The organism is Pseudomonas paraeruginosa PA7, from assembly GCF_000017205.1.
Classification (GTDB): domain Bacteria; phylum Pseudomonadota; class Gammaproteobacteria; order Pseudomonadales; family Pseudomonadaceae; genus Pseudomonas; species Pseudomonas paraeruginosa.
In genome coordinates this window covers 2,923,894-2,949,039 of sequence record NC_009656.1, presented here as the reverse complement: position 1 = coordinate 2,949,039, position 25,146 = coordinate 2,923,894, and the positions used below count along the sequence as shown (strand labels likewise).

Annotated in this window: 10 protein-coding genes (1 of these 10 only partly in view); 6 read left to right on the top strand and 4 right to left on the bottom strand. The window is 67.4% G+C overall.

All coding sequences use genetic code 11. The features are described 5' to 3' along the window. Position 1: 1 nt before the first annotated feature. On the top strand, positions 2–1,426 hold the full coding sequence (gene ompQ / locus PSPA7_RS13655; protein WP_012075671.1) for a pyoverdine export/recycling transporter outer membrane subunit OmpQ: 1,425 nt from the start codon (positions 2–4) through the stop codon (positions 1,424–1,426). A gap of 47 nt (positions 1,427–1,473) precedes the next feature. On the opposite strand, the gene pvdP is transcribed toward ompQ, so the two are convergent. Then, positions 1,474–3,120: a pyoverdine maturation tyrosinase PvdP gene (gene pvdP / locus PSPA7_RS13650; protein ID WP_041025344.1), complete on the bottom strand. Its 1,647-nt coding sequence runs from the start codon at positions 3,118–3,120 to the stop codon at positions 1,474–1,476. 213 nt (positions 3,121–3,333) lie between these two features. Here pvdP and pvdM point away from each other — a divergent pair, with 213 nt between their 5' ends. Genes pvdM through pvdO form a run of 3 tightly spaced genes read left to right on the top strand, consistent with a single transcriptional unit; the run spans position 3,334 to position 6,866 of the window. After that, positions 3,334–4,680 (top strand): pyoverdine-tailoring dipeptidase-like protein PvdM, encoded by a 1,347-nt coding sequence (gene pvdM, locus PSPA7_RS13645; protein ID WP_012075668.1) that lies wholly within the window; start codon positions 3,334–3,336, stop codon positions 4,678–4,680. A gap of 22 nt (positions 4,681–4,702) precedes the next feature. Then, positions 4,703–5,986 (top strand): pyoverdine-tailoring periplasmic protein PvdN, encoded by a 1,284-nt coding sequence (pvdN, locus tag PSPA7_RS13640; protein WP_003148549.1) that lies wholly within the window; start codon positions 4,703–4,705, stop codon positions 5,984–5,986. Between the two features lie 28 nt (positions 5,987–6,014). Next, on the top strand, positions 6,015–6,866 hold the full coding sequence (gene pvdO / locus PSPA7_RS13635) for a dihydropyoverdine dehydrogenase (RefSeq protein ID WP_012075667.1): 852 nt from the start codon (positions 6,015–6,017) through the stop codon (positions 6,864–6,866). A gap of 67 nt (positions 6,867–6,933) precedes the next feature. Here pvdO and PSPA7_RS13630 read toward each other — a convergent pair whose 3' ends face one another. Next, positions 6,934–7,761 (bottom strand): formyl transferase, encoded by an 828-nt coding sequence (locus PSPA7_RS13630; RefSeq protein ID WP_003148547.1) that lies wholly within the window; start codon positions 7,759–7,761, stop codon positions 6,934–6,936. A gap of 292 nt (positions 7,762–8,053) precedes the next feature. Between PSPA7_RS13630 and PSPA7_RS13625 the strand changes: the two genes are divergently transcribed. Together PSPA7_RS13625 and PSPA7_RS13620 are read left to right on the top strand one after the other, a co-directional pair. Continuing rightward, positions 8,054–9,706: a cyclic peptide export ABC transporter gene (locus tag PSPA7_RS13625; protein WP_003148545.1), complete on the top strand. Its 1,653-nt coding sequence runs from the start codon at positions 8,054–8,056 to the stop codon at positions 9,704–9,706. Positions 9,707–9,878: 172 nt separating this feature from the next. Then, entirely contained in the window at positions 9,879–12,305 is a 2,427-nt protein-coding gene (locus tag PSPA7_RS13620; protein ID WP_012075666.1) for a TonB-dependent siderophore receptor, read from the top strand. A gap of 100 nt (positions 12,306–12,405) precedes the next feature. On the opposite strand, the gene PSPA7_RS13615 is transcribed toward PSPA7_RS13620, so the two are convergent. Beyond that, complete coding sequence (locus PSPA7_RS13615; protein WP_012075665.1) at positions 12,406–13,371, bottom strand: alpha/beta hydrolase; 966 nt, start codon at positions 13,369–13,371, stop codon at positions 12,406–12,408. A 48-nt stretch (positions 13,372–13,419) separates the two neighbouring features. After that, positions 13,420–25,146: the 3' portion of a non-ribosomal peptide synthase/polyketide synthase gene (locus PSPA7_RS13610; protein ID WP_012075664.1), read on the bottom strand. It continues 3,249 nt past the right edge of the window; the window shows 11,727 of its 14,976 coding nt (coding positions 3,250–14,976); the start codon falls outside the window, past its right edge; its stop codon occupies positions 13,420–13,422.

The window sequence follows — 25,146 nt, the reverse complement described above, 5'->3', positions numbered from 1 at the left end:
CATGTCCATGAAGAATCTTTCCCTGCTTTCCGCCTGCCTGCTGCTCGGCGCCTGCGGCAGCGCGCCGGCGCCCCTCGACAGCGGCCTGGCCGCGCCCGCCCAGTGGCGCTACCTGGCGGCCGGGCGCAGCGATGCCAGCGATATCCGCCAGTGGTGGAAGGCCTTCGGCGCGCCGGAGCTGGACAGCCTGCTGCAACGCGCCCTGATGAACAGCCAGGATCTCGGCGCCGCGGTAGCCCGCGTGCGCCAGGCCCAGGCCTCGGCGGTGATCGCCGGCGCGCCGTTGCTGCCCGAGCTGAATGCGACGCTCGGCGCCAGCCGGCAGAAACTCCTGCGCGGCTCGGGCTACAGCGGTACCGACGCGACCTCCGACAACGACGCCGTCGACTCCTTCTCCGCCGGCCTCAGCGCCAGCTACGAAGTGGACTTCTGGGGCGGTCGCCGGGCTGCCTATCGCAGCGCCCTGGAAAGCCTCAAGGCCAGCGAGTACGACCGCGCCACGGTAGAACTGACCCTGCTCTCCGGCGTCGCCAACAGCTACCTGCAGCTATTGGCGCTGCGCGAACAGCAGCGCATCGCCAGGCTCAACCTGGACAACGCCGAGCACGTCCTGCGCCTGGTGGAGACCCGTCACGCCGCCGGCTCGGCCACCGCCCTGGAGGTCGCCCAGCAGAGCAGCCTGGTCGCCAGCCAGCGCAAGCAGCTGCCGCTGCTCGAACAGCAGACCCATGAGGCGCTGATTACCCTGGCCACCCTGATCGGCGAGCCGGTGCAGGACCTGCGGGTGGCCGAACGGCCTTTCGACAGCCTGCGCTGGCCGGAGACCGGAGCGGGCCTGCCGAGCGAACTGCTCGGTCGCCGTCCCGACATCGCCAACGCCGAAGCGCAACTGGCCGCGGCCCAGGCCGACGTCCAGGTGGCGCGCGCGGCGCTGTTCCCCAGGCTGACCCTGAGCGCCTCGCTGTCGTCCGGCGCCAACCGCGCCGCCGACACTTTCCGCAGCCCCTACTACAACCTCGGCGCCAACCTGCTCGCACCGATCTTCAACCACGGCCGCCTGCGCGCCGACCGCGACCGCAGTCTGGCGCGCCAGGAAGAACTGCTGGAAACCTACCGCAAGGCGATCCTCACCGCCTTTGCCGACACCGAGCGCTCGCTGAACAGCATCGACGGCATCGACCGACAACTGCACTGGCAGCAGCAGGAACTGGAGCAGGCGCAGCGCGCCTTCGACCTCTCCGACAGCCGCTACCAGGCCGGCGCGGAAACCCTGCTGACGGTCCTCGAAACGCAACGCACGCTGTACGCGGCGCAGGATGCCGCCGTGCAACTGCGGCTGGCCCGCCTGCAGGCCTCGGTCGGCCTGTACAAGGCCCTCGGCGGCGGCTGGCAGAGCGACCGCGAGAATCTCGTGCGGAAAGACTGAGGCCCGCGTTGCGCGGGCCTCTCCATCCTTACTCGCTCTTTCGCCGTTCAGCGCCTGAGCTGATCGCGCGCCAGCTTCAGGTTGCGCGCGTACCAGGGCCGCCGCGGCGCACGCTTGAGCCAGCCGCTCAACTGGTCTTCTTCGCTGAAGATGATGCGCAAGGCCAGCTTCATGGTTTCCACGTCCAGCTCCACCGAGTTGCTGCTCGCCTGCAGATCCGACAGGCCGCATCCATGGGTCGCCGGACCCAGCCAGGGATCGCCGACCTCGACCCATCGACCGGGCGCGAACCATTGGATGCCCTCCACTTCGCGGCGCTGCACTTCGCCAGGATGGAAACGCTCGTGGGCGCGATACCAATCCTCGATGCGGTCGTCGATCCAGCCGTGGAAGGACCAGAACACCGGATTCACATGGGACGAGAACGGATCGCCGAGGAAGTCGTTTTCCGGGCGGAACCAGCGCGGGGAAAAGTCCGATGGCACCCGGTCGCTCATCACCGGCGCGCCATTGGAGGGATCGCGGGTAACCGAAGCCCAGCGCATGTGCAGCCAGTCGTGCATGCCCAGCTCCATCTCCGAGCCGAACTGACCGAGCGTCAGTTTCGCCAGGTATTCCGGGTCCTGGTATTGCGACTCCCAGACCAGGAAATTGGCGTGATAGCCCTCGTCGCTCTTCAGCCCACGCAGCCACTCGGTGTATTCGTCGTCGTCCACCGCGACCCAGGCCGGCGGGACGGAACAGCCGTCGGGATTGTCGAAGTAGCGCAGGAAGCCGACCCGGTCGTGGGCCAGCGGTACGCCCGGCAACGGCAGGCGCCGCCAGGACGGCAGGTCCTGCATCGAGCGCGCGGTGTACAGCATGTGCCGGTGCATGAAGAAGAAGTCGATGCCGGAGGCGTTGCGGTCCTTGCGCCGGCCACGGGCGTCGCGCTCACGATCCAGCGGGCCGGGTTGCCAGCCGACGCCGCGCAGGGCGTTGCGCTGCTTCTCGGAAAGCCGGTGCCACTTGTCCCGCGAGGCGTGCCAGAGCTGGTGGAACAGGCGATGCTGCGGCGAGACCAGCCAGGCGAGCAAGCGCTCGTTGAGGCCGATGCGCTCGCGAGCCAGCGGAAACGGGCGCTTGACCGCCACGAAGCGGAAATCCTCCTGCGCCTGCAGCGGCGAGCGCTCGAGACGCTCGAGGCGACCGCTGAGGGTGCCGTCGCCGGCATTGGCCAGGTTGTCCCAGACTTCGTCGAACACCGCCGAGCAATCGTAGCTCGGTGTCATCGATGCGGCGTTGCCGTCCACCAGGCGCCAGCGGATGCGTGCGGAGCGCGCACCGACCAGGTCGCCAAGCAGGCGGAAGCGCGGTTCCTGCGGTGCTCTCAGGCGCTCCGGAGTATCCAGGTAGCCGATCAGGCCCAGCCCTCTGGGCGCCACGTCGAGCACCAGTTCCAACCCCTCCAGCGGCAACCCCGGCAGGCCGGCGTCGGCGCCGAGCAGGCGCAGGTCCCAGATGCCGCGCAGGCGGTCGCCCAGGCGCATGGCCTCGGTGGCGGCCAAGTCCAGCGTCGCTTCGCCGGGTGTGGCCGGGTGCTCCTCGTCTTCGCGCAGGCGGACCAGATGACGATGTGTGTAGTAAGCCACCGGCAGGGCAGCCGCTCCGGTGAGCGCCAAACCCGCCATGAATCCGCGTCGAGAAACCGTCATCGTCCTACCTGTTCAGCCATGGAACCCGCTTTATCCAGCTAGAACGTTCCGTCCATCGGCAAATTTACCGGAGCCGGCGTCGCTGGCGGCACCCGGCGAATTCGCCGGCCCGCTAAATTTTCCGCCCTTGCCCTCGTCCCACCCTGACAGGTGCCCCGCTCCGCGACGCGGAACGACCGGCACCCACCGATTTCGAACCTGACTGGGACGGCAATGACTAGAACTCGCAAAAGAACGGCGCTTTACCTCGGCCTGCCACTGCTCATCGTCCTGCTGGCCATCGGCGGCTGGCTGGCCTGGACACAGTGGCGGGACAACGCCGGCTACCCGCGCAAGGTCATGCAGCACGCCGAGGAACTGCACGAACGCATCCTCTCCTTCGACAGCCGGATCACCGTGCCACTGGACTTCGGCACCACCGGCAACGAGGTGGACAAGGACGGACCGGGCCAGTTGGACCTGGTCAAGGCCGGCCGCGGACGCCTGTCCGGCGCGGCCCTGGCGATCTTCGGCTGGCCGGAGATGTGGAACGGCCCCGACGCGCCGCACAAGCCGACTCCGGGCTTCGTCGACGAAGCCCGCCACCAGCAGGAAATTCGTTACAAGATTCTCACCGGCATGGTCCGCGACTTCCCCAACCAGGTCGGCATCGCCTACTCCCCCGAGGACTTCCGCCGCCTGGCGATGGAAGGCAAGTTCGCCATTGTCATGAGCATGCTCAATGCCTACCCGCTGGGCGACGACCTTTCCCAGCTGGACAAATGGGCCGCCCGCGGCGTACGCATGTTCGGCTTCAGCTACGTTGGCAACAACGACTGGGCCGACTCGTCGCGGCCCTTGCCGTTCTTCAACGATACGGCGGATGCCTTGGGCGGCCTCTCCCCGCTAGGCAAGCAGGCGGTCGAACGGCTCAACGATCTCGGGGTGATCATCGACGTCTCGCAGATGTCGACCAAGGCCCTGGAACAGGTCGCCGCCCTCAGCCGCGCGCCCATCGTCGCCTCGCACTCCGCGCCGCGCGCCCTGGTGGACATCAAGCGCAACCTCAGCGACCACGAGATGCAACTGATCAGGGACAGCGGCGGCGTGATCCAGGTGGTCGGCTTCCCCGCCTACCTGCGCCCGCTGAGCAAACCGACCCTGGACAAGCTCAACGCCCTGCGCGCGCGCTTCGACCTGCAACCCCTCGACGGCCTGGACAACGCCCTGATGCCGGGCGACCCGATCATCGCCATCTGGCCGGAACAACGCTTCGGCGAATACGCCAGCGCCCTCTACGGCATCCTCGAAGAGGAGCCGAAGGCCGGCCTCAAGGAGCTGGTGGACGCCATCGACTACACGGTGAAGAAGGTCGGCATCGACCACGTGGGCATCAGCTCGGACTTCAACGACGGCGGCGGCGTGGACGGCTGGAAGGATGTCAGCGAAATCCGCAACGTCACCGCCGAACTGATCACCCGCGGTTATTCCGATGCCGACATCGCCAAGCTCTGGGGAGGCAACTTCCTCCGCGCCTGGGGCGAAGTGCAGAAACGCGCCAAGCCGACAGCCACCCCCTGACCACGCCGCCACGGACCTCCCGATGAACGACCGTCGTACCTTTCTCAAGCAGGCCGGCATTCTCGCCGCCGGCCTGCCGCTGCTTTCCGCAGCCCAGCCGCTGCGCGCCGAAGGCGCCCCGAGCGGCGCCGGCAATAAATGGAAAGCGCTGCGCCAGCAATTCGATCTCGACCCGCAGTATCTGCACTTCGCGAACTTCCTCCTCACCTCCCACCCTCGACCAGTCCGGGAGGCCATCGAACGCTTGCGTGCCCGCTTCGACCGCAACCCGGGCGAAGCGGTGGACTGGCATCGCGAGGAAATCTGGAAATACGAGGACGAGGCTCGCGCCTGGGCAGGTCGCTACTTCGCCGTGCAACCTGGCCAGGTGGCGCTCACCGGCAGCACCACCGACGGCCTGGCGGCGATCTACGGCGGTCTGCTGGTGCAGCCGGGCAAGGAGATCCTGACCTCCTCCCACGAGCACTACTCCACCTACACCACCCTGGAGTACCGGCACAAGCGCATGGGTACCCAGGTCCGCGAGTTTCCGCTGTTCAAGGACCCGCACCGGGTTTCCGTCGACGAGATCCTCTCCAGCATCGCCGCGCAGATCCGCCCGCAGACCCGGGTGCTGGGCATGACCTGGGTGCAGTCGGGCAGCGGCGTGAAGCTGCCGATCCGCGAGATCGGCAAGCTGGTGCGCGAACTCAACCAGAAGCGCGACGAACAGGACCGGATCATCTACGTGGTCGACGGCGTGCATGGTTTCGGCGTGGAAGACGTCAGCTTCGCCGACTTCGACTGCGACTACTTCATTGCCGGCACCCACAAGTGGCTGTTCGGCCCGCGCGGCACCGGGGTCATCATCGCCCGCTCGGAGCAGCTCCAGGAGCACCTGGTGCCGAGCATCCCGACCTTCAGCCGGGCCGACAACTTCGGCACCCTGATGACCCCCGGCGGCTACCACGCCTTCGAACATCGCCTGGCCCTGGGCACCGCCTTCGAGCTGCACCTGCGGTTGGGAAAGGCCGAGGTCCAGGCGCGTATCCACCAGCTCAACGCCTATCTCAAGCAGCGCCTGGGCGAGCATCCCAAGGTCCGCCTGGTCACGCCGACCAGCCCCGAGCTGTCCTCGGGCTTCACCTTCTTCCGCGTCGAAGGCCGCGAGTGCGAGACGCTCGCCAGGCACCTGATGGCCCATCGAGTGATCAGCGACGCCGTGGATCGCGACGTCGGCCCGGTGGTGCGCCTGGCACCGAGCCTGCTGAACGACGAGGCGGAGATCGACCGGGTGCTGGAAATCCTCGCCCCGCAGCTCGCCTGACCCCTTTCGCCACTCAACGAGAACCGCCATGCACGCATTATCGCCCCTGGTCCTGGCCGCACTGATCGCCGCCGCCCCCGCCTTCGCCGACGAAGCGAAGAAACCCGGCACGGTGTTCAAGGATTGCAAGGACTGTCCGGAAATGGTCGTGCTGCCCGCTGGCAGCTTCACCATGGGCACCCCGGACGACGAGGTCGGCCGCCAGCCCGACGAAGGCCCGCTGCACCGCGTGACCTTCGCCAGGCCGTTCGCCATCAGCCGCTACCAGGTCACCGCCGGCGAACTGGACGCCTACCTGAAAGCCACCGGCGTCAAGCTGGCCGACGGCGATACCCGCCCCGGCCGCGAATGCATCGCCGGCAAGCCGCGCTACAAGCAAGGCCCTCGCCAGCCGGCGGTGTGCGTCGACTACAACGACGTGAAGAACTACGCCGCCTGGCTGACGAAGAAGACCGGCAAGCACTACCGCATGCTCAGCGAGGCCGAGCGCGAGTACGGCGCTCGCGCCGGCAGCGCCGGCCCCTTCCCCTTCCCGTTCGACGAAGGCAAGGAATACAGCATCGCCAAGCACGCCAACACCTACGGCGCCAGCGATGGCTACAACTTCACCTCGCCGGTGGGCAGCTTCCCGCCCAACGCCTTCGGCGTCTACGACATGCACGGCAACGTCTACGAGTGGGTCGCCGATTGCTGGCACGACCACTACAACGGCGCGCCGGGCGACGGCAGCGCGTGGATGGAGGACAAGTGCGAACTGGTACAGATCCGCGGCAACGACTGGGGCGAGCCGCCGATCTTCTCGCGCTCGGGCAACCGCAACAATGCCTACCCCGACGCCCGTGGCGACTGGATCGGCTTCCGCGTGGCCCGCGAACTCTGAGACGGACGAAGAAGGGCCGGAGCGACCCGCGTCGCTCCGGCCCTTGCGCATCCGCGACCTGGGGTTTTCAGTCCTTCTCGGCCAGCAGCGCCAGGCCTTCGTGCAAGGCCGGGAACAGACTGTCGTTGAAGTTGTTCCAGCGCAGTTCGAGGATGGTGTCGTCGGGAGATATCTTCGTTTTCAGCACGTCATGGAAGACCTCGCCGGAATCGATGCCATTGTCCACGTAGTGGAACGAGGCGCCGGTCAGGTACAAGGGCTCGACCGGCACGCTTTCCATCGTCGCCCAGTCGACGATCTTCTCTCCCCGCGCGCCATGCAATGCATCCAGGGTCGCCCAGGCGCCGCGCCGTTGGTAGGGCGAGTCGGCGCGGGTGACCCCGGGATGGATATTCATGATCCGCCGGGCGAATGGCGCCCCGGGCCGCACCAGCTCATCGAGGATGACCAGCAGGCCGTCGAGGACGACGACCTCGGCGCGCAGCTCCACCAGCGTCTCGTACAGGCGTCGCTCGAAGTCACGCTTGCCGGCCATGTGCTCCGCGGTCCCGCGCGGATGGCGACGGTAGGTGGATGGCACGTTCAGCAGCAGGTCGTTCATGCGCCGCCCCTGTACCTCCAGTTCCGCCGGGTAGAACCACTGCTGGCCAGGCCGGTAGGCGAATCCGTAGTCCTCGATCTTCTGCTGGTCGCGGGGCAGCTCCGGATCGTCGTCGTAGATCACCCCGACCAGTTCGTAGGCGTCCCCCAGCGCCGTCCGGTTCAGCGATTCGGCGAGAAATTCCAGCGGGGACTTCATGTAGCGCAGCTCGCCCTTGTAGGCCACCTGTTGCCCGGCCTTGTCGGCGGCGGCGTTTCTCAGGGACCAGATATAGGCTAATTTCCTTTTCGTCATCTCGTCTTTCTCAAGGGAATGGGTCGGACTTGAGCGCGTGCTCCGGCACAGTGTTGGACTCGACAAGGGCTTCCCGGGGAACCCGCTCGAGCGTCGCTCTCACTTAAACGCAACGAACGGCCGGCCGCCGAATTTATCGCCCCCCGGCGCTTTTGCCGGACGCCCTGGCCAAGCATCGCCACAGGCTAAATTTCCCCTTCCCGGCCTCGTCTTCAGGGCAGGCGCGAGCGTGCGCCACTCCGCCATCCGCCTCTCTGCCCTTGCGTCCAGCCGGCCGCGCCGAGGAAACCCCATGTCCGCAACACCCCGCAGCGCCACTCGCGAACTTCTGAGCATTCTCAAACCCTTCTGGCCGGCGCTCAGCCTGTCGATAGGACTGGGCATCGTCGGCGGCCTGGCCATCACCGCGCTGCTCACCTCGATCAACCGCGTACTGAACGCCGAAGGCGGCATGACCAGCGGCATGATGCTGGCTTTCAGCGCCATCTGCGCGCTGGCCCTGCTCAGTTCGATCCTGTCCAATATCGGCACCAACTACGTCGGCCAGAAGGTCATCGCCCGACTGCGCAAGACTCTCGGCGGCCGCGTGCTGTCCGCCCCGATCGAGCAACTCGAACGCTACCGCACGCATCGCCTGATCCCGGTGCTCACCCACGACATCGATACGGTCAGCGATCTCGCCTTCGGCCTGCCGCAACTGGTGATCTCCCTGACCGTGACCCTCGGCTGCCTGGGCTACCTGGCGACCCTGTCCCTGCCGATGTTCCTGGTCGCCGCCAGCGCCGTGGTGCTCGGCACCATCGCCCAGTACATCGCCCGCGGCTATGGCATGGCCGGTTTCGAAGCGGCGCGCGAAGAGGAAGACCTGTTGCAGAAGCACTACCGCGGCATGGCCGAAGGAGCCAAGGAGCTGCGCATCAACCGCCCGCGCCGGCAGCGCCTGCACGGGCGACTGCTGGACGAGACCGTGGAGCGCATCTGCCGCCTGCAGGTGCGTTCGGTGAACATCTTCCTCACCGCCAGCACCTTCGGTTCGCTGCTGTTCTTCGTGGTCATCGGCACCGCCCTGGCGGTCCAGACCTGGTGGCCGACCTCCGACCGCAGCGTGCTCAGCGGCTTCGTCATGACCCTGCTGTTCATGAAGGGGCCGCTGGAAAGCGTACTCAGCCTGTTACCGCTGATCAGTCGCAACCGTATCGCCCTGCGCCGGATCGCCGAACTCAACGAGCAGTTCTCCAATCCCGAACCCTACCTGCTGCTCGAGAACGATGTCCCCAGGCCGGCGCAGGAGGTGCGCAGCATCGAGCTGCGCGATGTCGGCTACAGCTATCCGGGCGTGCCGGGCTCGACGCCCTTCCGCTTCGGCCCGGTCAACCTGACGATCCGCCCGGGAGAAATCCTCTTCATCGTCGGCGAGAACGGCTGCGGCAAGACCACCCTGATCAAGCTGCTGCTCGGCCTGTACACGCCCCACGAGGGCTCGCTGCTGCTCAACGGCGAGGAGGTGACGGCACAGGCGCGCGACGACTATCGGCAGCTGTTCACCACCGTGTTCGCCGACTACTACCTGTTCGACGACCTCGTCGACGGCGAACAACAATTGCCGGAGGAAGCCGGACGCTACCTGAAGCGCCTGGAAATCGCCCACAAGGTCAGCGTGAGCGACGGCAGCTTCACCACCACCGACCTGTCCACCGGCCAGCGCAAGCGCCTGGCGCTGGTCAATGCATGGATCGAGAAGCGCCCGGTACTGGTCTTCGACGAGTGGGCGGCCGACCAGGATCCCACCTTCCGCCGGATCTTCTATACCGAGCTGCTTCCCGAGCTGAAGCGAATGGGCAAGACCATCATCGTGATCTCCCACGACGACCGCTACTTCGACAGCGCCGACCAGCTGTTGCGCCTGGCCGGTGGCCGGGTGGTCGAGGAGCTGCAACCGGCCTGAAGCACCCAGCCCGCGAAACACGGAAAAAACGATTTTTGTTTTCCGGTTTCGCGCCGACCAAACGTCTCAATGGGAAACCAAATAACAATTATTCCCAATCATGACATCCATAAGAGTATTAGAGAGCATGCCAGCACTCCGCGCACTCCCCCGTTTCACCCAGGCTCTAGTGATGCGCAACACCCTGACGCTGCATCCGCGCCTGAGCACCGCCGCCCTGGCCCTGGCCCTGTTGACGCCGCTCGCCAGCCAGGCCGAGGCGCAGAAGATCCAGTTCGACATCGGCGCCCAGCCGCTGCCCAGCGCCCTGCGCCAATTCGGCCAGCAGAGCCAGTTGCAGGTGCTCTACAGCGCCGATGAAGTGCGGGGCCTGCGCAGCAACCCGGTCCGCGGCCAACTGAGCGTCGAAGCGGCTCTCGCCGAACTTCTCCGCGGTAGCGGCGCCAGCTACAGCCTGCAAGGCTCCAGCGTCACCATCAGCGCCCAGCGCTCGGCGGACTCGGTGGACCTCGGCGACATCACCGTCACCAGCCAGGAGTCGGCCTGGGGCCACGTCAACGGCTACGTGGCCAAGCGCAGCGGTACCGGCACCAAGACCGACACCCCGCTCAAGGAGATCCCCCAGACCATCAACGTGGTCACCCAGGACGAGATCAAGGCGCGTGGCTCGCAGACCGTCACCGAGGCCCTGCGCTACACCCCGGGGATCACCGGCGGCGGCTTCGCCGACCGGGTGAAGATCTTCGACGAGCCGACCTCGCGCGGCTTCAGCCCGGCGCCGCTGTACCTCGACGGCCTGCACATGCCCTACGGCGGCGGCAGCACCGGCGGCGCCCTGCAGATCGACCCCTATACCCTGGAGCGCATCGAGGTGCTGAAGGGGCCGGCCTCGGTGCTCTACGGCCAGAACGAACCCGGCGGCATCGTCAACATGGTGTCCAAGCGTCCCACCGCCACCCCGATCCGCGAAGTGGTGCTCGGCGGCGGCAGCCAGGACCGCCGCTACGGCGCCTTCGACGTCGGCGGCGCGCTCGATGAACAGGGCACCTACCTGTACCGGCTGACCGGCGTGGGCCGGGACATCAACTCGGAGATCGACTATGCCGAGCAGAAACGCTTCATGCTGGCACCGAGCTTTACCTGGAACCCCAACGAGCAGACCAGCCTGACCTTCTACGGCCAATACCAGAAGGACAACGACGTACCCGAGGCCCAGGGCCTGCCGGCCTACGGCACGGTGTTCAGCACGCCCAACGGGCGGATCAAGCGCAGCACCTTCATCGGCGAGCCGGGGCTGAACTCCTACGACCGCGACCAGTTCGTGCTCGGCTATGAGTTCAGCCACGAATTCAACGATGTCTGGACCTTCAAGCAGAACACCCGCTACGCCTATCTCGACGACCAGTACGTGGCGCCACTGCACGGTTACAACTTCGTACCCAACCCGAACACCGGTGCCAATGACCGACGCTATGCCACGCGCTATGGCGTGGACTGGTCGCAGACCAACAAGGCCTTCGGCATGGACAACATGGCCCAGGCCAAATTCAAGACCGGCGCGATCGATCACACCGCGCTGATCGGTATCGACTTCTACCACTTCAAAACCAAGTTCTTCGGTCTCTACTCGAACCAGGAACCCACCACGATCATCGATCTGTACAAGCCGGTGTACGGCAGCAAGTTCACCTTCACCAATCCCTATCGCTGGAACCGCACCACCGACCAGACCGGAATCTACTTGCAGGACCAGATGAAATGGAACCAGTGGTTCCTGACCCTCGGCGGCCGCTATGACTGGGCCAAGACCGACGCCAAGGAAACCAACGGCAAGGTCGACGCCAAGGACGAGAAGTTCAGCGGCCGCGCCGGCTTCGGCTACGAGTTCAGCAACGGCATCGTGCCCTATGTCAGCTACTCCGAGTCGTTCCAGCCGGTCGGCGGGTTGAACATGGACGAAGGCAACAAGGCCTTCAAACCGACCACCGGCAAACAGTACGAGGCCGGCATCAAGTACCAGCCGCCGGGGCAGAACAGCTTCATCCAGATGTCGGTCTACCAGATCGACAAGAAGAACGTGCTCACCACCGATCTGCTGAACCCCAACTTCAGCAAGCAGTCCGGCGCCATGCGCTCCAAGGGCTTCGAGCTGGAAGGCAAGGCCAGCCTGACCAACAATCTCGATGTCATCGCCTCGTTCTCGCGCAACGACATCAAGTACACCAAGGACAACGACGGGCGCAAAGGCCGCCATCCGGCCGGCACGCCGCCGATGACCGCCGCCGTCTGGCTGGACTACACCCTCGGCGCGGATACCGCGTTCGCCGGCCTCGGCGCGGGGATCGGCGCGCGCTACACCCGGGGCAGCGACGGCACCGAAACCGCTGTCGGCCATTTCACCATCCCGTCCTACACGCTGTACGACGGCAAGCTGTCCTACGACTTCGAGAAATCCCCGCTGCAGGTGAAAGGCCTGAAGGTGCAGGTCAACCTGGAGAACCTCGAGGACAAGAAATATGTCAGCCGTTGCACCTCTGATCTCGACTGCTACTACGGCCAGGGCCGTACCCTCACCACCGACCTGACCTACAACTGGTAAGGCGTCCGGGGAGACCGCTGGCCTCCCCTCGCCCCAACCTTCATGAAAAAGCCCCGCCAGGTTCACCTGGCGGGGCTTTTTCGTGGTGAATGCCGAAGTCTCAGCGTGCCAGGGCCGCCACCAGCGCCTCGGCGATCATGTCCTTGGCTTCGTCGGCCTCGTCGACGATCGCACCCATGCGCAGGAAATCGTGGGTCATCCCGGGATAGACGCATAGCTCCACCTGCACGCCGCCCTGGCGCAGGTGCTCGGCATAGGCGATGCCCTCGTCATGCAGCGGGTCGCACTCGGCGACCAGCAGCAATGTCGGCGCCAGCTCAGCCGGCACCGCGCCGAGCAGCGGCGAGAAACGCGGGTCCTGGCGGTCCTCGGGGCTACGCTGGTAGTGCTGGTAGAACCACTCCAGGCTGTCCTTCTCCAACAGGTGGCCAACGGCGTAGCGCTCGATCGATTGGCGCGTGCGGCTGGCATCGGTGACCGGGTAGATCAGTACCTGCAGACGCGGTTGCGAGGCGTCTCCGCGCAGCGCCAACTGACGCGACAACACCGCGCACAGACTGCCACCGACGCTGTCGCCGGCAACCGCCAAGCGTTGCGGATCGATACCCAATCGCTCGGCTTCGGCAGCCAACCAGCACCAGGCGTCCTCGGCGTCCTCGGCGGCGGTCGGGAAACGCCACTCCGGCGCCAACCGGTAGGCCAGAGAAAGCACCACGCAACCGGCGCGCTCGGCCAGGCTGGCGCACAGCGCGTCGTGGGAATCCAGGCTGCCGACGACGTAGCCGCCGCCATGCAGGTACAGCACGCCCGGCAACGGCGGCGACGCGGACAGCCCCTGGGGACTGTAGAGGCGCGCCGGCAACGGCGTACCGTCCCGCGCCGGGACGAACAGCGTCTCGACGCGCGCCAGCGGCTCGTCGAGGCCTGGGTCCATCAACGCCGACGACTGGTCGAACTGCTCGCGCGCCTGTTGCACCGTCAACTGGTGCATGGGCAGGCTCTTGCCACTGCTGCGGCCGTTGCCGACCAGTTCCAGGTATGCCGCGATATCGGGGTTCAAGGCCATTTCATAGTCTCCAACGGGCCGGCCCCGGCGGGGCCGGCCAAAGCTTCGTCATGAATAGACGAGGCTGCCGTGGATTTCTTCAAGCGCCTCCACCAGGGAGTCGAGCACCTCCTGCGCATGGGGTATCTGGAAATGCCCGCACGCGGCGACCCGACCGGCCAGAGGCTGACCACCCAATTGCCGCGACAGCGCCCGCACCTCTTCACCACGCCCGCGCGTCCACCAGCACAGCGGCCGGACCTGGATCGGCGAGCAACTGTCCAGTTGCCCGGAGAGTTGCTTGAGTTGCCGGGCGACCAGGAATACCTGGGCCAGTTCGTCGCAGCCCAGCCCTCCCTTCCCGGTCTGGCCGACGCCAAGGCACTCGGCGATGGCGGCGCTGACGTTGTCGCGTTGCTCCAACCCGGCGGCCAGTGGCGGACGGGTTTCCAGGCCGGCGCTGACGCTGAGGAAGTCCAGCAGATCCTCGCGCCAGTCATCGGCGGCAGGCGCCTCGGTTCCCGGCACATAGCTGTCCAGCAGACCGAGGAAGGCCACCTGCTGTCCCTGCCGCTCGAGTTCGGCGGCCATCAACATGCCCAGGGTCCCTCCCAGCGACCAGCCGAGCAAGTGATAGGGCCCCTCGGCCTGGCGCTGGCGGATCAGTGCGACGTAATCCTCGGCCATCCGTTGCAGGGAAACGTCCCGCCAGTTCGGATCCAGCAGCGAGCGGGCCTGGATCGCCAGTACGCTACGGCGGCCATTCAAGCGCCGGGCCAGCGGTTCGTAGTCGAACACCGTGCCGAAGCCGGCATGCACGCAGAACAGCGCCGGGCAGCCGGCCACCGCCGCGTTCAGTGCCAGGATCGGCGACGGCGGCGCAGCGCTGTCGTCGTACCCGGACAAGGCGGCGATGCTCGGCTTCTGGATCAGGTCGCGCAGCTTCAGGCTGAAGCCCAGCTTCTTCAGGGCACGGGCCTTGGCCACCACCTGCATGCTGAGGATGGAGTCGCCACCCAGTTCGAAGAAGTTGTCGTGCACACCGATCCTTGCGATGCCGAGCACTTCCTGCCAGATACCGGCCAGGGCCTGCTCCAGCTCATTGCGCGGCGCCACGTAGGCCTCGCTGGCGGTGACGTCGATGTCCGGCAGCGCCTTGCGGTCGATCTTGCCGTTCGGCGTCAGCGGCATCGCCGGCAACAGGGCCAGGTGCGCCGGTACCATGTACTCCGGCAGATCGCGCTTGAGGCGCTCGCGCAGACGTTCGAGCAGGCCCGGGGCGTCCACGCCATCTTCCGCGACCACATAGCCGAGCAGTTGCTTGCCACTCGCCCCGTCGCGGGCGATCACCACCGCTTCGCGGACCTCGCCGGCATCCTGCAGGCGCGCCTCGATCTCGCCCAGTTCGATGCGGAAGCCCCGTACCTTGACCTGGTTGTCGATGCGTCCGAGGTAGTCGAAGGTACCATCCTCGCGCTGGCGAACCAGGTCGCCGGTGCGATAGAGACGCTCGCCGGCGCGGCTGAACGGGCTGGCGACGAAGCGCTCGGCGCTCAACCCCGGCCGCTGCAGATAACCTCGCGCCAGGCCGACGCCACCGAGGTACAGCTCCCCGGCCACGCCCGCCGGCAACGGGTTCAGGTCAGCGTCCAGGACATAGCCGCAGCGCTCGCCGACGAAGCTGCCGATGGGCGCATAGGCAGCGCCGCATTCGGTGTCCATGGCAGCCTTCCAGATCAGCGGCGTGACCACGGTTTCCGTCGGGCCATAGCCGTTGATGATGTAGCGCGGTTTCAGCGCGCGCTTGGCCAGTTCGAAACCGGCCACCGGCACCGCGTCGCCGCCGAAGCAGTAGATACGTACCGGCGGCGGGTTGCCGTCACGCTCGGCATGCTCGGCCAGCTGTTGCAGGTAGACCGGCGGGAACGCGGCAACCGTGACCCCGTGGCGTTGCATCGCCGCGTAGGTCTGCTCCGGCGTCCACAGTGCATCGTCGCGCAGCAGCAGGCTGCCACCGTGGCCCAGGGCGGTCAGCCAGCGCTCATGGGCGCCGTCGAAAGCGAACGACATGAAGTGCAGCTCGCGATCGGCCGGGGTCATCTCGTAGCGCTCGCCGACCGCGTCGATGTGCATCGCCAGAGGACCATGGCTCACCGCGACGCCCTTGGGCAGGCCGGTGGAGCCGGAGGTATAGATGACGTAGGCGAGGTTGGCGGGATGGACCTCGACCTGCGGCGCCTGCGCCGGATGCTCCAGCAGATCCAGGCGGTCCAGGGCCAGGGCGGGAACGCCGGCGGGTACCGGCAGCTGCGCCAGCGCCTGGCTTTCGCTCAACAGCAGGGCGATGCCGGAGTCCTGCATCAGGTAAGCCAGTCGCTCACGCGGATACGCCAGGTCCAGCGGCACGTAGGCGCCACCGGCCTTGAGCACGGCGAGCAGCGCGACGACCAGTTCGGTGCCGCGCGGCAGCGCCACACCGACCCGCACATCGGCCGCCACGCCGCGCTCGACCAGCGCATGCGCCAGGCGGTTGGCCCGCGCGTCCAGCTCGGCGAACGAGTGGCTGCGCTCGTCGAACACCAGCGCGGTGGCGTCCGGCGTGCGCCGGCTCCACTCGCCGATGCGCTGGTGTACCAGCGGATACCGATCCGGACACGCGCCATCCGCCAACGGCACCCGGGCACTCGGCAAGCCGATGTTGCCCAGGCGGCACTCGGCGTCGCCGCTCAAGGCTGCGAGCAGCCCTTCCATGTCCGTACGCAGACGCTCGACCGAAGCCACGGCGAAGTGCTCGCGCAGGAACATGTATTCGATCGCCAGGCCGGAATCGTCGCTGGTCACCATCAGGTCCATGGGGAAGTTGGTCAGGCCTGCGCTGCGCATCTCGCCGAAGCGCAGCGAATCGTCGCGCCAGTCACGCAGCGTCCGGTCAACCGGATGGTTCTCGAACACGATGATGCTGTCGAACAGCGATTGACCGCTGCGCCCGGCCCAGCGCTGGATGTCGCTGAGCGGGGTGTACTCCTGCTCGCGCATCTCCAGGTTGTAGTCCTGCAAGGCTCTCAGCCAATCGCCGACGCACTGTTCCGGCGCCACTTCGCAGACCACCGGCAAGGTATTGATGAACAGCCCGAGGATCCGTTCCGACGCCTCCAGGCTGGCCGGCCGACCGGCAACGGTGGCGCCGAAGGACACGCAGCGCTGGCCGCTGTAGCGACTCAGCAGGAGCAGCCAGGCGCCCTGTACCAGGGTATTGAGCGTCACTCGCTGGGATTGGGCGAAACGTTTCAGGTGCTCGGTGGCATCGCTGTCCAGGCGCGTGTACAACGCCTGGTGCCCATATCCTTCGCGGGCAGCGTTGAAGGCGTCGGCCAGGTAGGTCGGCTCGTCCATGCGCGCCAGCTGGCGGCGCCAGAAGGCCTCGCTGGCCTTGCCATCGCGCGCCCGCAGCCAGGCGATGTAGTGCCGGTAAGGGACGGCGGGCGGCAGGCGGCCGCCGGAATAGAGTTCGAGTATCTCGCCGAACAGCTGCGAAGTGCTCCAGCCATCGATGAGAATGTGGTGGTAGGTCCAGATCAACTGGTAGCGATCCTCGCCCAGGCGCAGCAGGCGCACCCGTTGCAACGGCGGCTGGCCCAGGTCGAAGCCCTTGCGCCGCTCCTGTTGCGCGACCTGTTCCAGTGCTTCATCGCTTATCGCCCGCCCACGCCAGTCGAGGACCTCGAATGGCAGCCCGGGATCGGCCAGGACAAATTGCAGAGGCTCCTCCTGGTCCAGCCAGAGGAAGCCGCTGCGCAACACTTCATGGCGCTGCGCCACCGCCGACCAGGCGCGTTGCAGGCGCTGCGGATCGAGTCCGTCGACGGCGATGCTCAACTGGTTGATGTACAACTCGGCGTCCGGGCTGTTCAGTCCGAGGAACAGCATGCCCTGCTGCATCGGCGAGAGGCTGTAGAGGTGTTCCAGCTGTTGGTGGGGCAACGGCAGCGCCTGCACCTGCTGCGGCAGCAGATTGTGCAGGACGGCGCCGTCGGGCACGCTCGCCGGCTCTGCGACGGGCGCCGCCGCGCCGCAGCGCTCGGCCAGCTTGCGAATGTTCTGCAACTGGAACAGGTCGCGCGGGCTCAGTTGCAATCCGGCCTGGCGCGCTCGGCTGACCACCTGGATCGAGACGATCGAGTCGCCGCCGAGGGCGAAGAAGTTATCGGTCACGCCAACCCGCTCGCGCCCCAGAACATCCGCCCAGATCGCCGCCAGTTGCCGTTCCGTATCGCTGGCCGGCGCTACGTATTCGCCGAGTCCGTCTTCCGCTTCGAGCTTCGGCAGCGCCTTGCGCTCCAGCTTGCCGTTCGGACTCAGCGGCATCCGCTCCAGCGCCAGCCACTGCGCCGGCACCATGTATTCCGGCAGGCTCGCCGCCAGGTGCGCGGCCAGCGCTTCGCGCCAGTCGCCGCCCTCGCTCTCCAGCACCACGTAGCCGACCAACTGCTTGCCGTCCACCGCCAGCACCGCCGCCTCGCGCACCCACGGATGCTCCAGCAGGCGCGCCTCGATCTCGCCCAACTCGATGCGCAAGCCGCGCAGCTTCACCTGGTGGTCGATCCGCCCGGCGTACTCGATCACCCCGTCGGCGCGGTAGCGCGCCAGATCGCCGCTGCGGTACATCCGCTCCCCGGCCACGAACGGGCTGGCGACGAAACGCTCGGCAGTCAGCCCCGGACGCTGGTGGTAGCCACGGGCCAGGCCCTTCCCGGCCAGGTACAGCTCGCCGAGCACGCCCACCGGCACCGGCTCCAGGTTGCCATCGAGGATGTAGCAGGCCAGGTTGGCGATCGGCCGGCCGATCGGCACCGCGTCCTTGCCCTCCTCCACGCAGGTCCAGTGGGTGACGTCGATGGCCGCCTCGGTCGGGCCATAGAGGTTATAGAGGCCGGCCTGCGGCAGCTTGGCGAACACCTGCTGCTGGGCGTCCGCCGGCAGCGCCTCGCCGCTGCAAACGATGCGTTTCAGGCTGGTGCAGGAGGCGACGTCTTCGTCCTGCAGGAAGGCCTGCAGCATCGACGGCACGAAGTGCAGCGTATCGACCCCTTCGCGGTTGATCAGCGCCACCAGCTTCGCCGGGTCGCGATGATCGCCCGGCGCGGCCACCACCAAACGCGCGCCGGTCATCAGCGGCCAGAAGAACTCCCAGACCGACACGTCGAAGCTGAACGGGGTCTTCTGCAACACCGTGTCGCCGACGCCCAGGCCATAGGCCTGCTGCATCCAGCACAGGCGGTTGCTCAGCGCCGAATGGCGGTTGCCGGCGCCCTTGGGCTTACCGGTGGAACCGGAGGTGTAGATGACATAGGCGAGGTTCTCGCCATCGAGATGAATATCCGGGTTCGCCTCACTGTAACCCTCGAACCAGGGCGCACCGCGATCCAGGTCGATCCGCTGCACGCCTCGCGCCAGCGGCAGCTTCAGGTGCGACTGGCTGAGCAGCAGTTGCACGCCGCTGTCCTCCAGCATGTAGGCCTGGCGCTCCTCGGGATATTCCGGGTCCACCGGCACGTAGGCGCCGCCGGCCTTGAGGATCGCCATCAGGGCCACGACCATCTCGATGGAACGCTCCATGGCCACACCCACCAGGCGGTCCGCACCGACCCCGCGCTCGATCAGGGCATGCGCCAGGCGGTTGGCCCGGCGATTCAGCTCGGCGTAGTCCAGGCGTTCCTCGCCGAAGGCCAGCGCCGGCGCCTCCGGGTTGCGCTCGGCCTGCGCCTCGAACAGCTGGTGCACGCCGCGTTGCAGCGGGTACTCGGCCGCAGTGGCGTTCCAGCCTTCCAGCAACTGGTAGCGCTCGGCGGCAGCCAGGCTGTCCAGCTCGCCCAACGACGCCCCCGGGTTTTCGCACATCCCCAGCAACAAGCGTTCGAGGCGTTCCGCCAGGCACTCGATCGCCGCCTCGTCGAAAGCCTGGCGGGAATAGCTGTAGTGCAGTTCGAGGGTCTCTCCGGCGCTCACCAGCAGCGTCAGCGGATAGTGCGTCTGCTCCTGGTTGCTAAGCGCGTCGATCCGCATGTCCGTCGGTGTCTCTTCCGCCAGCGCTGCGGAAACCGGGTAGTTCTCGAATACCAGGATGTTGTCGAACAGGGCCTCGCCGACCTGCCCGGCCCAACGCTGGATGTCATACAACGGCGTGTGCTCGAACTCGCGCAGCGCCAGGTTCTCGCCCTGCACCGCCTGCAACCAGTCGCCAAGCGACTGCTCCGGACGCGGGCTGGCGACCACCGGCAGGGTGTTGATGAACAGGCCGATCTGCTCCTCGATCCCGCGCAACTCCGCCGGACGACCGGACACGGTGGCACCGAAGGCCACGGTGTCCTGCCCGGTGAAGCGTTGCAGCAGTATCAGCCAGGCGGCCTGGACCAGGGTATTGAGCGTCACCTTCTGCTCGCGGGCGAACGCTGCCAGGCGCTGGCTCGTGGTGGCATCCAGGTGCCGGTAGCGATCGGCATGGCCCTCGGCGCCCCGTACCCCACGGGTGACCGCCGGAACCAGCAGGGTCGGCTCGCCCAGCCGCAGCAGGCGCTGCTTCCAGAACGCCTCGGTGCGACCCGCATCCTGGCGTTGCAGCCAGGCGATGTAGTCGCGATAGCGCCCATCCGAGCGCGGCGGCGTCTCGCCGCGATAGCGCTGCAAGACTTCGCCGAGCAACTGCGAGTTGCTCCAGCCGTCCATGAGGATGTGATGGTTGGTGTAGATCAGGTGGTGCCGGCGCTCGCCGGTACGCACCAGCACCAGCCGCAGCAGCGGCGCCTCGGCGAGTTCGAAGCCGAGCCCGGCCTCGCCGGCCGCGAGGGCATCGAGCGCCTCGGCGAGGTCCGCGCGGTCGCGCCAGTCGTGCACGCTGAACGGCACTTCGACGCGCTTGCGCACCAGTTGCAGCGGCTTCTCCAGCGCGCCCTGCCAGAGGAAGCCGCTGCGCAGGACTTCGTGGGCATCCAGCGCCGCCTGCCAGGCCTCGCGGAAGCGTTGGGGATCCAGACCTTCCACGTCCAGACGCATCTGGTTGATGTAGTCGCCGCTGTTCTGCTGGTACAGGCTATGGAACAGCATGCCCTGCTGCATCGGCGACAGCGGATAGAGATCCTCCACCTCACCCGCCGCCAGGGGCAAGGCGTCCAACTGCCGCTGGTCGAGCCCGGCCAGGGGGAAGTCCGATGGGGTCACGCCTTCGACACCGGCGGCGCAACAATGCTCGATCAGCGCCAGCAGCTCGTCGCGATAGGCATCGGCCAGGCGAACGATGCTCGCCTCGCTGAAACGCGCGGTGCTGAAGCTCCAGTCGATGCCGAGCCGGCCGGCATAGACCTGGCCGTTGAGGCTCAGCCAGTTGTCCAGCGGCGCGTCGCTGTCGCGCTCGCTGCCGGCCGCGTCGGCGCTGGGACGGAACAGCGCGGAGGAATCGGCGGAGAAGCTGCCGTCGAACTGCCCCAGGTAGTTGAAGGTGATGCGCGGACTCGGCAGGGCCGTCAGCGCCGCCCGATCCTCGGCGCTGCCGAGGTAACGCAGGACGCCGAAGCCCAGTCCTTTGTGCGGAATCGCGCGCAATTGCTCCTTGATCCGTTTGATCGAAGCGCCCAGCTCCGCCACCGGCGACAGGCGCAGCGGGAACAGGCTGGTGAACCAGCCCACCGTGCGGGTCAGGTCGATGTCCTCGAACAACTCCTCGCGCCCGTGTCCTTCGAGCTGGATGAGGGTATCCGCCTGGCCGCTCCAGCGACCGATGACCCGCGCCAGCGCGGTGAGCAACAGATCGTTGACCTGGGTCCGGTAGGCCGCCGGCGCTTCCTGCAACAACCGGCGCGTGGCCTCTTCGCTCAGCTCGGTACGTGCCGAACGGACATGCCGGAGCGATTGCGCGCCCTCGCGATCGTCGCAGGGCAGTTCGGTGGACACGCCTTCGAGCTGCGCCAGCCAGTAGCCGCGCTCGCTCTCCAGGCCGCCGTCGCGGGCATGCGCCTGCAGGCGTTCGGCCCATGCCTTGAAGGCGCTGGTCTTGGCGGGCAGCGCAACGGCCTGGCCGGCCTGCAACTGGCGGTAGGCGGTCTGCAGGTCTTCGAGCAGGATCCGCCAGGACACCCCATCCACCGCCAGGTGGTGGATCACCAGCAACAGCCGCTGGCTGCCGTCTCCGAGTGTCGCCAGCAGCGCGCGCAACAGAGGCCCGTTGCCCAGGTCGAGGCTGCGCTGGGCCTGCTCCGCCAGGGCTTCCAGCGCTTGCCCATCGGCGACCGAGCGCTGCCACAGCAACGCCTCGCCGGCCTCGACCGCGCGGTGTTCGGCGCGCCAGCTCCCGTCTTCGAGACGGAAGCCCAGGCGCAACGCATCATGGTACGCCAGCAAGGCCTGCAGCGCCTGTTCCAGCAGCGTACCGTCGAGCGCCTGCCCCGGTTCCAGCAGGACCGACTGGTTCCAGTGCTGGCGCCGCGGAATATCCTGCTCGAAGAACATCTGCTGGATGGGCAGCAGCGGCGTGCTCCCGCTGATCGGCCCCTGTTCGGCGCTGGCCAGGCCGCGGCCCTCGACGGCCACGCCGGCCAGGCCGCGGATCGTCTGGTGCAGGAACAGGTCCCTGGGCGCCAGCCGGATCCCGGCCTGGCGCGCGCGACTGACCACCTGGATGGAAATGATCGAGTCGCCGCCAAGTTCGAAGAAGTTGTCGTCCAGGCCGACACGGCCAAGCTTCAGCACATCCGCCCAGATCGCCGCCAGGCGCTGCTCCAGCTCGCTGCGCGGCGCGACATAGCCCTGCTGCAGACGGCTGGCGTCCGGCGCAGGCAAGGCACGCCGGTCCAGCTTGCCGTTGGCCGTCAACGGCAGGCGCTCGAGGAACAGCAGGTGGGCGGGCACCATGTGCTCCGGCAAACTCGCCTTCAACGCCTGGCGCAGCGTATCGCGCAACGCGGCGGGATCGCCGGGCGCCGCCTTCGTCACGACATAGCCGACCAGTTGGGTAGCGCCCGCTCCCTCGTGAGGCAGCACCGCTACCTCGGCCACGCCCGGCTGTTCGAGCAGGCGGGCCTCGATTTCGCCCAGTTCGATGCGGAAGCCGCGAATCTTGACCTGGTGGTCGATCCGACCGACGTACTCGACCACTCCGTCGCAACGATAGCGAGCCAGGTCGCCGGTCCGGTACAGACGTCCCCCAGTCGTGGAGAACGGATCGGCGACGAAGCGCGTGCAACTCAGCTCGGGGCGGTTCAGATAGCCCCGCGCCAATCCCGCGCCCCCCACATACAGCTCGCCGATGCAGCCCCTGGGCACTGGGTTCAGCCCGGCGTCGAGCAGATACCAGGACAGGTCCGCGATCGGTTCACCGATCGGACTGGCCGCCCCGCCTTCGAGGTCCGCCAACGACAGCGGACGATAGGTCACGTGGACCGTGGTTTCGGTGATCCCATACATATTGACCAGGCGCGGCGCGCGATCGCCGAAGCGCTCGAACCATGGGCGCAGGGCCTGCACTTCCAGCGCCTCGCCACCGAACACCACATGCCGCAGGGCCAGCGGCGCAACCTCCTGGCCGGCGCAGGCGACCTGCATCAACTGCTTGAAGGCCGACGGCGTCTGGTTCAGCACCGTCACCCGCTCCCGGCACAGCAGGCGCAGGAAGTCCTCGGGCGAACGGCTGGTCTCGTACGGGACGATGACCAGCCTGCCGCCATGCAACAGCGCGCCGAAGATCTCCCAGACGGAGAAATCGAACGCGTAGGAGTGGAACAGGCTCCAGGCGTCGTCCGCGCAGAAGCCGAACCAGTGCCGGGTGGCGTCGAACAGGCGTAGCACGTTGCCATGCGGCAGCAGGGTGCCCTTCGGTTTTCCGGTGGAGCCGGAGGTGTAGATCACATAGGCCAGGTTATCGACGCCGACGGCGCTCTGCGGATCGCTCTCGGGGTAGCCGGCCCACTCCTGTTCCGCATCCAGCAGCAGGCACGGCAAGCCCTCGCCGAGCGGCAAGCGTTCGCACGCCTCGCGCTGGGCCAGCAGCAGGCGGATGCCGCTGTCCTCGATCATGTAGCCCAGCCGGTCGCGCGGGTAGCGCGGATCGAGCGGGACATAGGCGCCGCCGGCCTTGAGGATAGCCAGCAGGCCGACGATCATCTCCAGGCTGCGCTCGGCCGCCAGGCCGACCAGCACGTCGGGGCCGACACCGAGTTCGATCAGCCGGTGAGCCAGGCGATTGGCCCGCCGGTTCAGCTCGCCATAGTCGAGCGCGCGTTCGCCGTAGACCACCGCCGTCGCCTGCGGACGCTCGGCGGCCTGGCGCTCGATCAGGCGGTGCAGGCAGGACGCCGGGGGGAAGTCCTGCGGATGGGGGTTCCATTGCAGCAGGTCGGCGCGCGCTTCGGCCTCGTGCAGAAGTTTCAGCTCGGCGATGCGCGCGTCCGGCCGGGCGACGATCGACTGGAGCAGGTTCAGCCAGTGGCCGGCGATGCGCTCGGCGCTCGACACGTCGAAGAGATCGGTGGCATAGGTCAGTTCGGCAAGCAGGCCACGGGAGGACTCGTAGGTATCCAGGGTCAGGTCGAACTGCGCGGTCTGCACGTCCCAGGCCAGGTCCTCGACCTCGAGTTCGCCCAGAGCGGCGAAGCGCGAGCCGCGATGATCGTCGCGCTGGTGGTTGTACATCACCTGGAACAACGGCGCATGGCTGAGGCTGCGTTCCGGCTGCAACGCATCCACCAGTTGCTCGAACGGCAGGTCCTGGTGGCCCTGCGCTTCCACCACCGCCTGCCGGACCTGCCGCAGCAGCTCGCGGAACGGCAGTTGTCCGTCGAGTTCGGCGCGCAGCACCTGGGTGTTGACGAAGAAGCCGATGAGCCCCTCGGTTTCCTCGCGATTGCGGTTGGCGATGGGTACGCCGACGCGAATGTCGTCCTGCCCGCTGTAGCGATGCAGGAGCGCCTGGAACGACGCCAGCAGCAGCATGAACAACGTGCTCTGCTCGGCCTGGGCGAGCCGCCGCAGGGCCTCGGCGAGCTCCGCCGGCAACGGGATGCCGATGCGCCGGCCACGATGGCTCTGCTGCTGCGGTCGCGGCCGGTCGCCGGGCAACTCCAGCAACGGCTGCTCGCCGCCCAGGCGGGAGACCCAGTAGCCCAGCTGGCGCTCGCGCTCGCCGCCATCCATCCACTGGCGCTGCCAGGCCGCGAAGTCGGCGTACTGGATCGGCAACTCCGCCAGCGCGGGAGACTCGTCCTGCCGAAGCGCGGCGTAGACACGGATCAGCTCGTCCACCAGGACCTGCATCGACCAGCCATCGGCGATGATGTGGTGCAGGGTCAGCAGCAGCGCGCATTCGTCCGTCGCCAGCGGCAACAGCAGGACCCGCAGCAGCGGTCCGCGCTGCAGGTCGAACGGCCGATGGGCCTCGGTTTCCACCAGTGTCTTCAGGTCTTCGCCGGCCGCCAGCGGGGGGCGCTCCTCGATGGGCACCGGCAGCACCGAGTGGATGACCTGGCGCGGCGCGCCATCGTGTTCGACGAAGGTGGTGCGCAGCGTTTCATGGCGCTGCACCAGCAGGTCCAGGGCCTCCTGCAGGGCGTCGCGCCGCAGCGGCCCCTTCAGACGCAACGCCACCGGGATGTTGTAGGCCGCGCTGTCCGGCTCCAGGCGCCAGATGAACCACTGGCGTTCCTGGGCGAACGACAGCTGCGGCGACGCATCCCTGGCGCCCCGGACGATCCCGCCCTGGGCGGCCGGCGCCAGCTGCGCCACGGCCTGCGCATAGGCGCGCAGGGTGCTGTG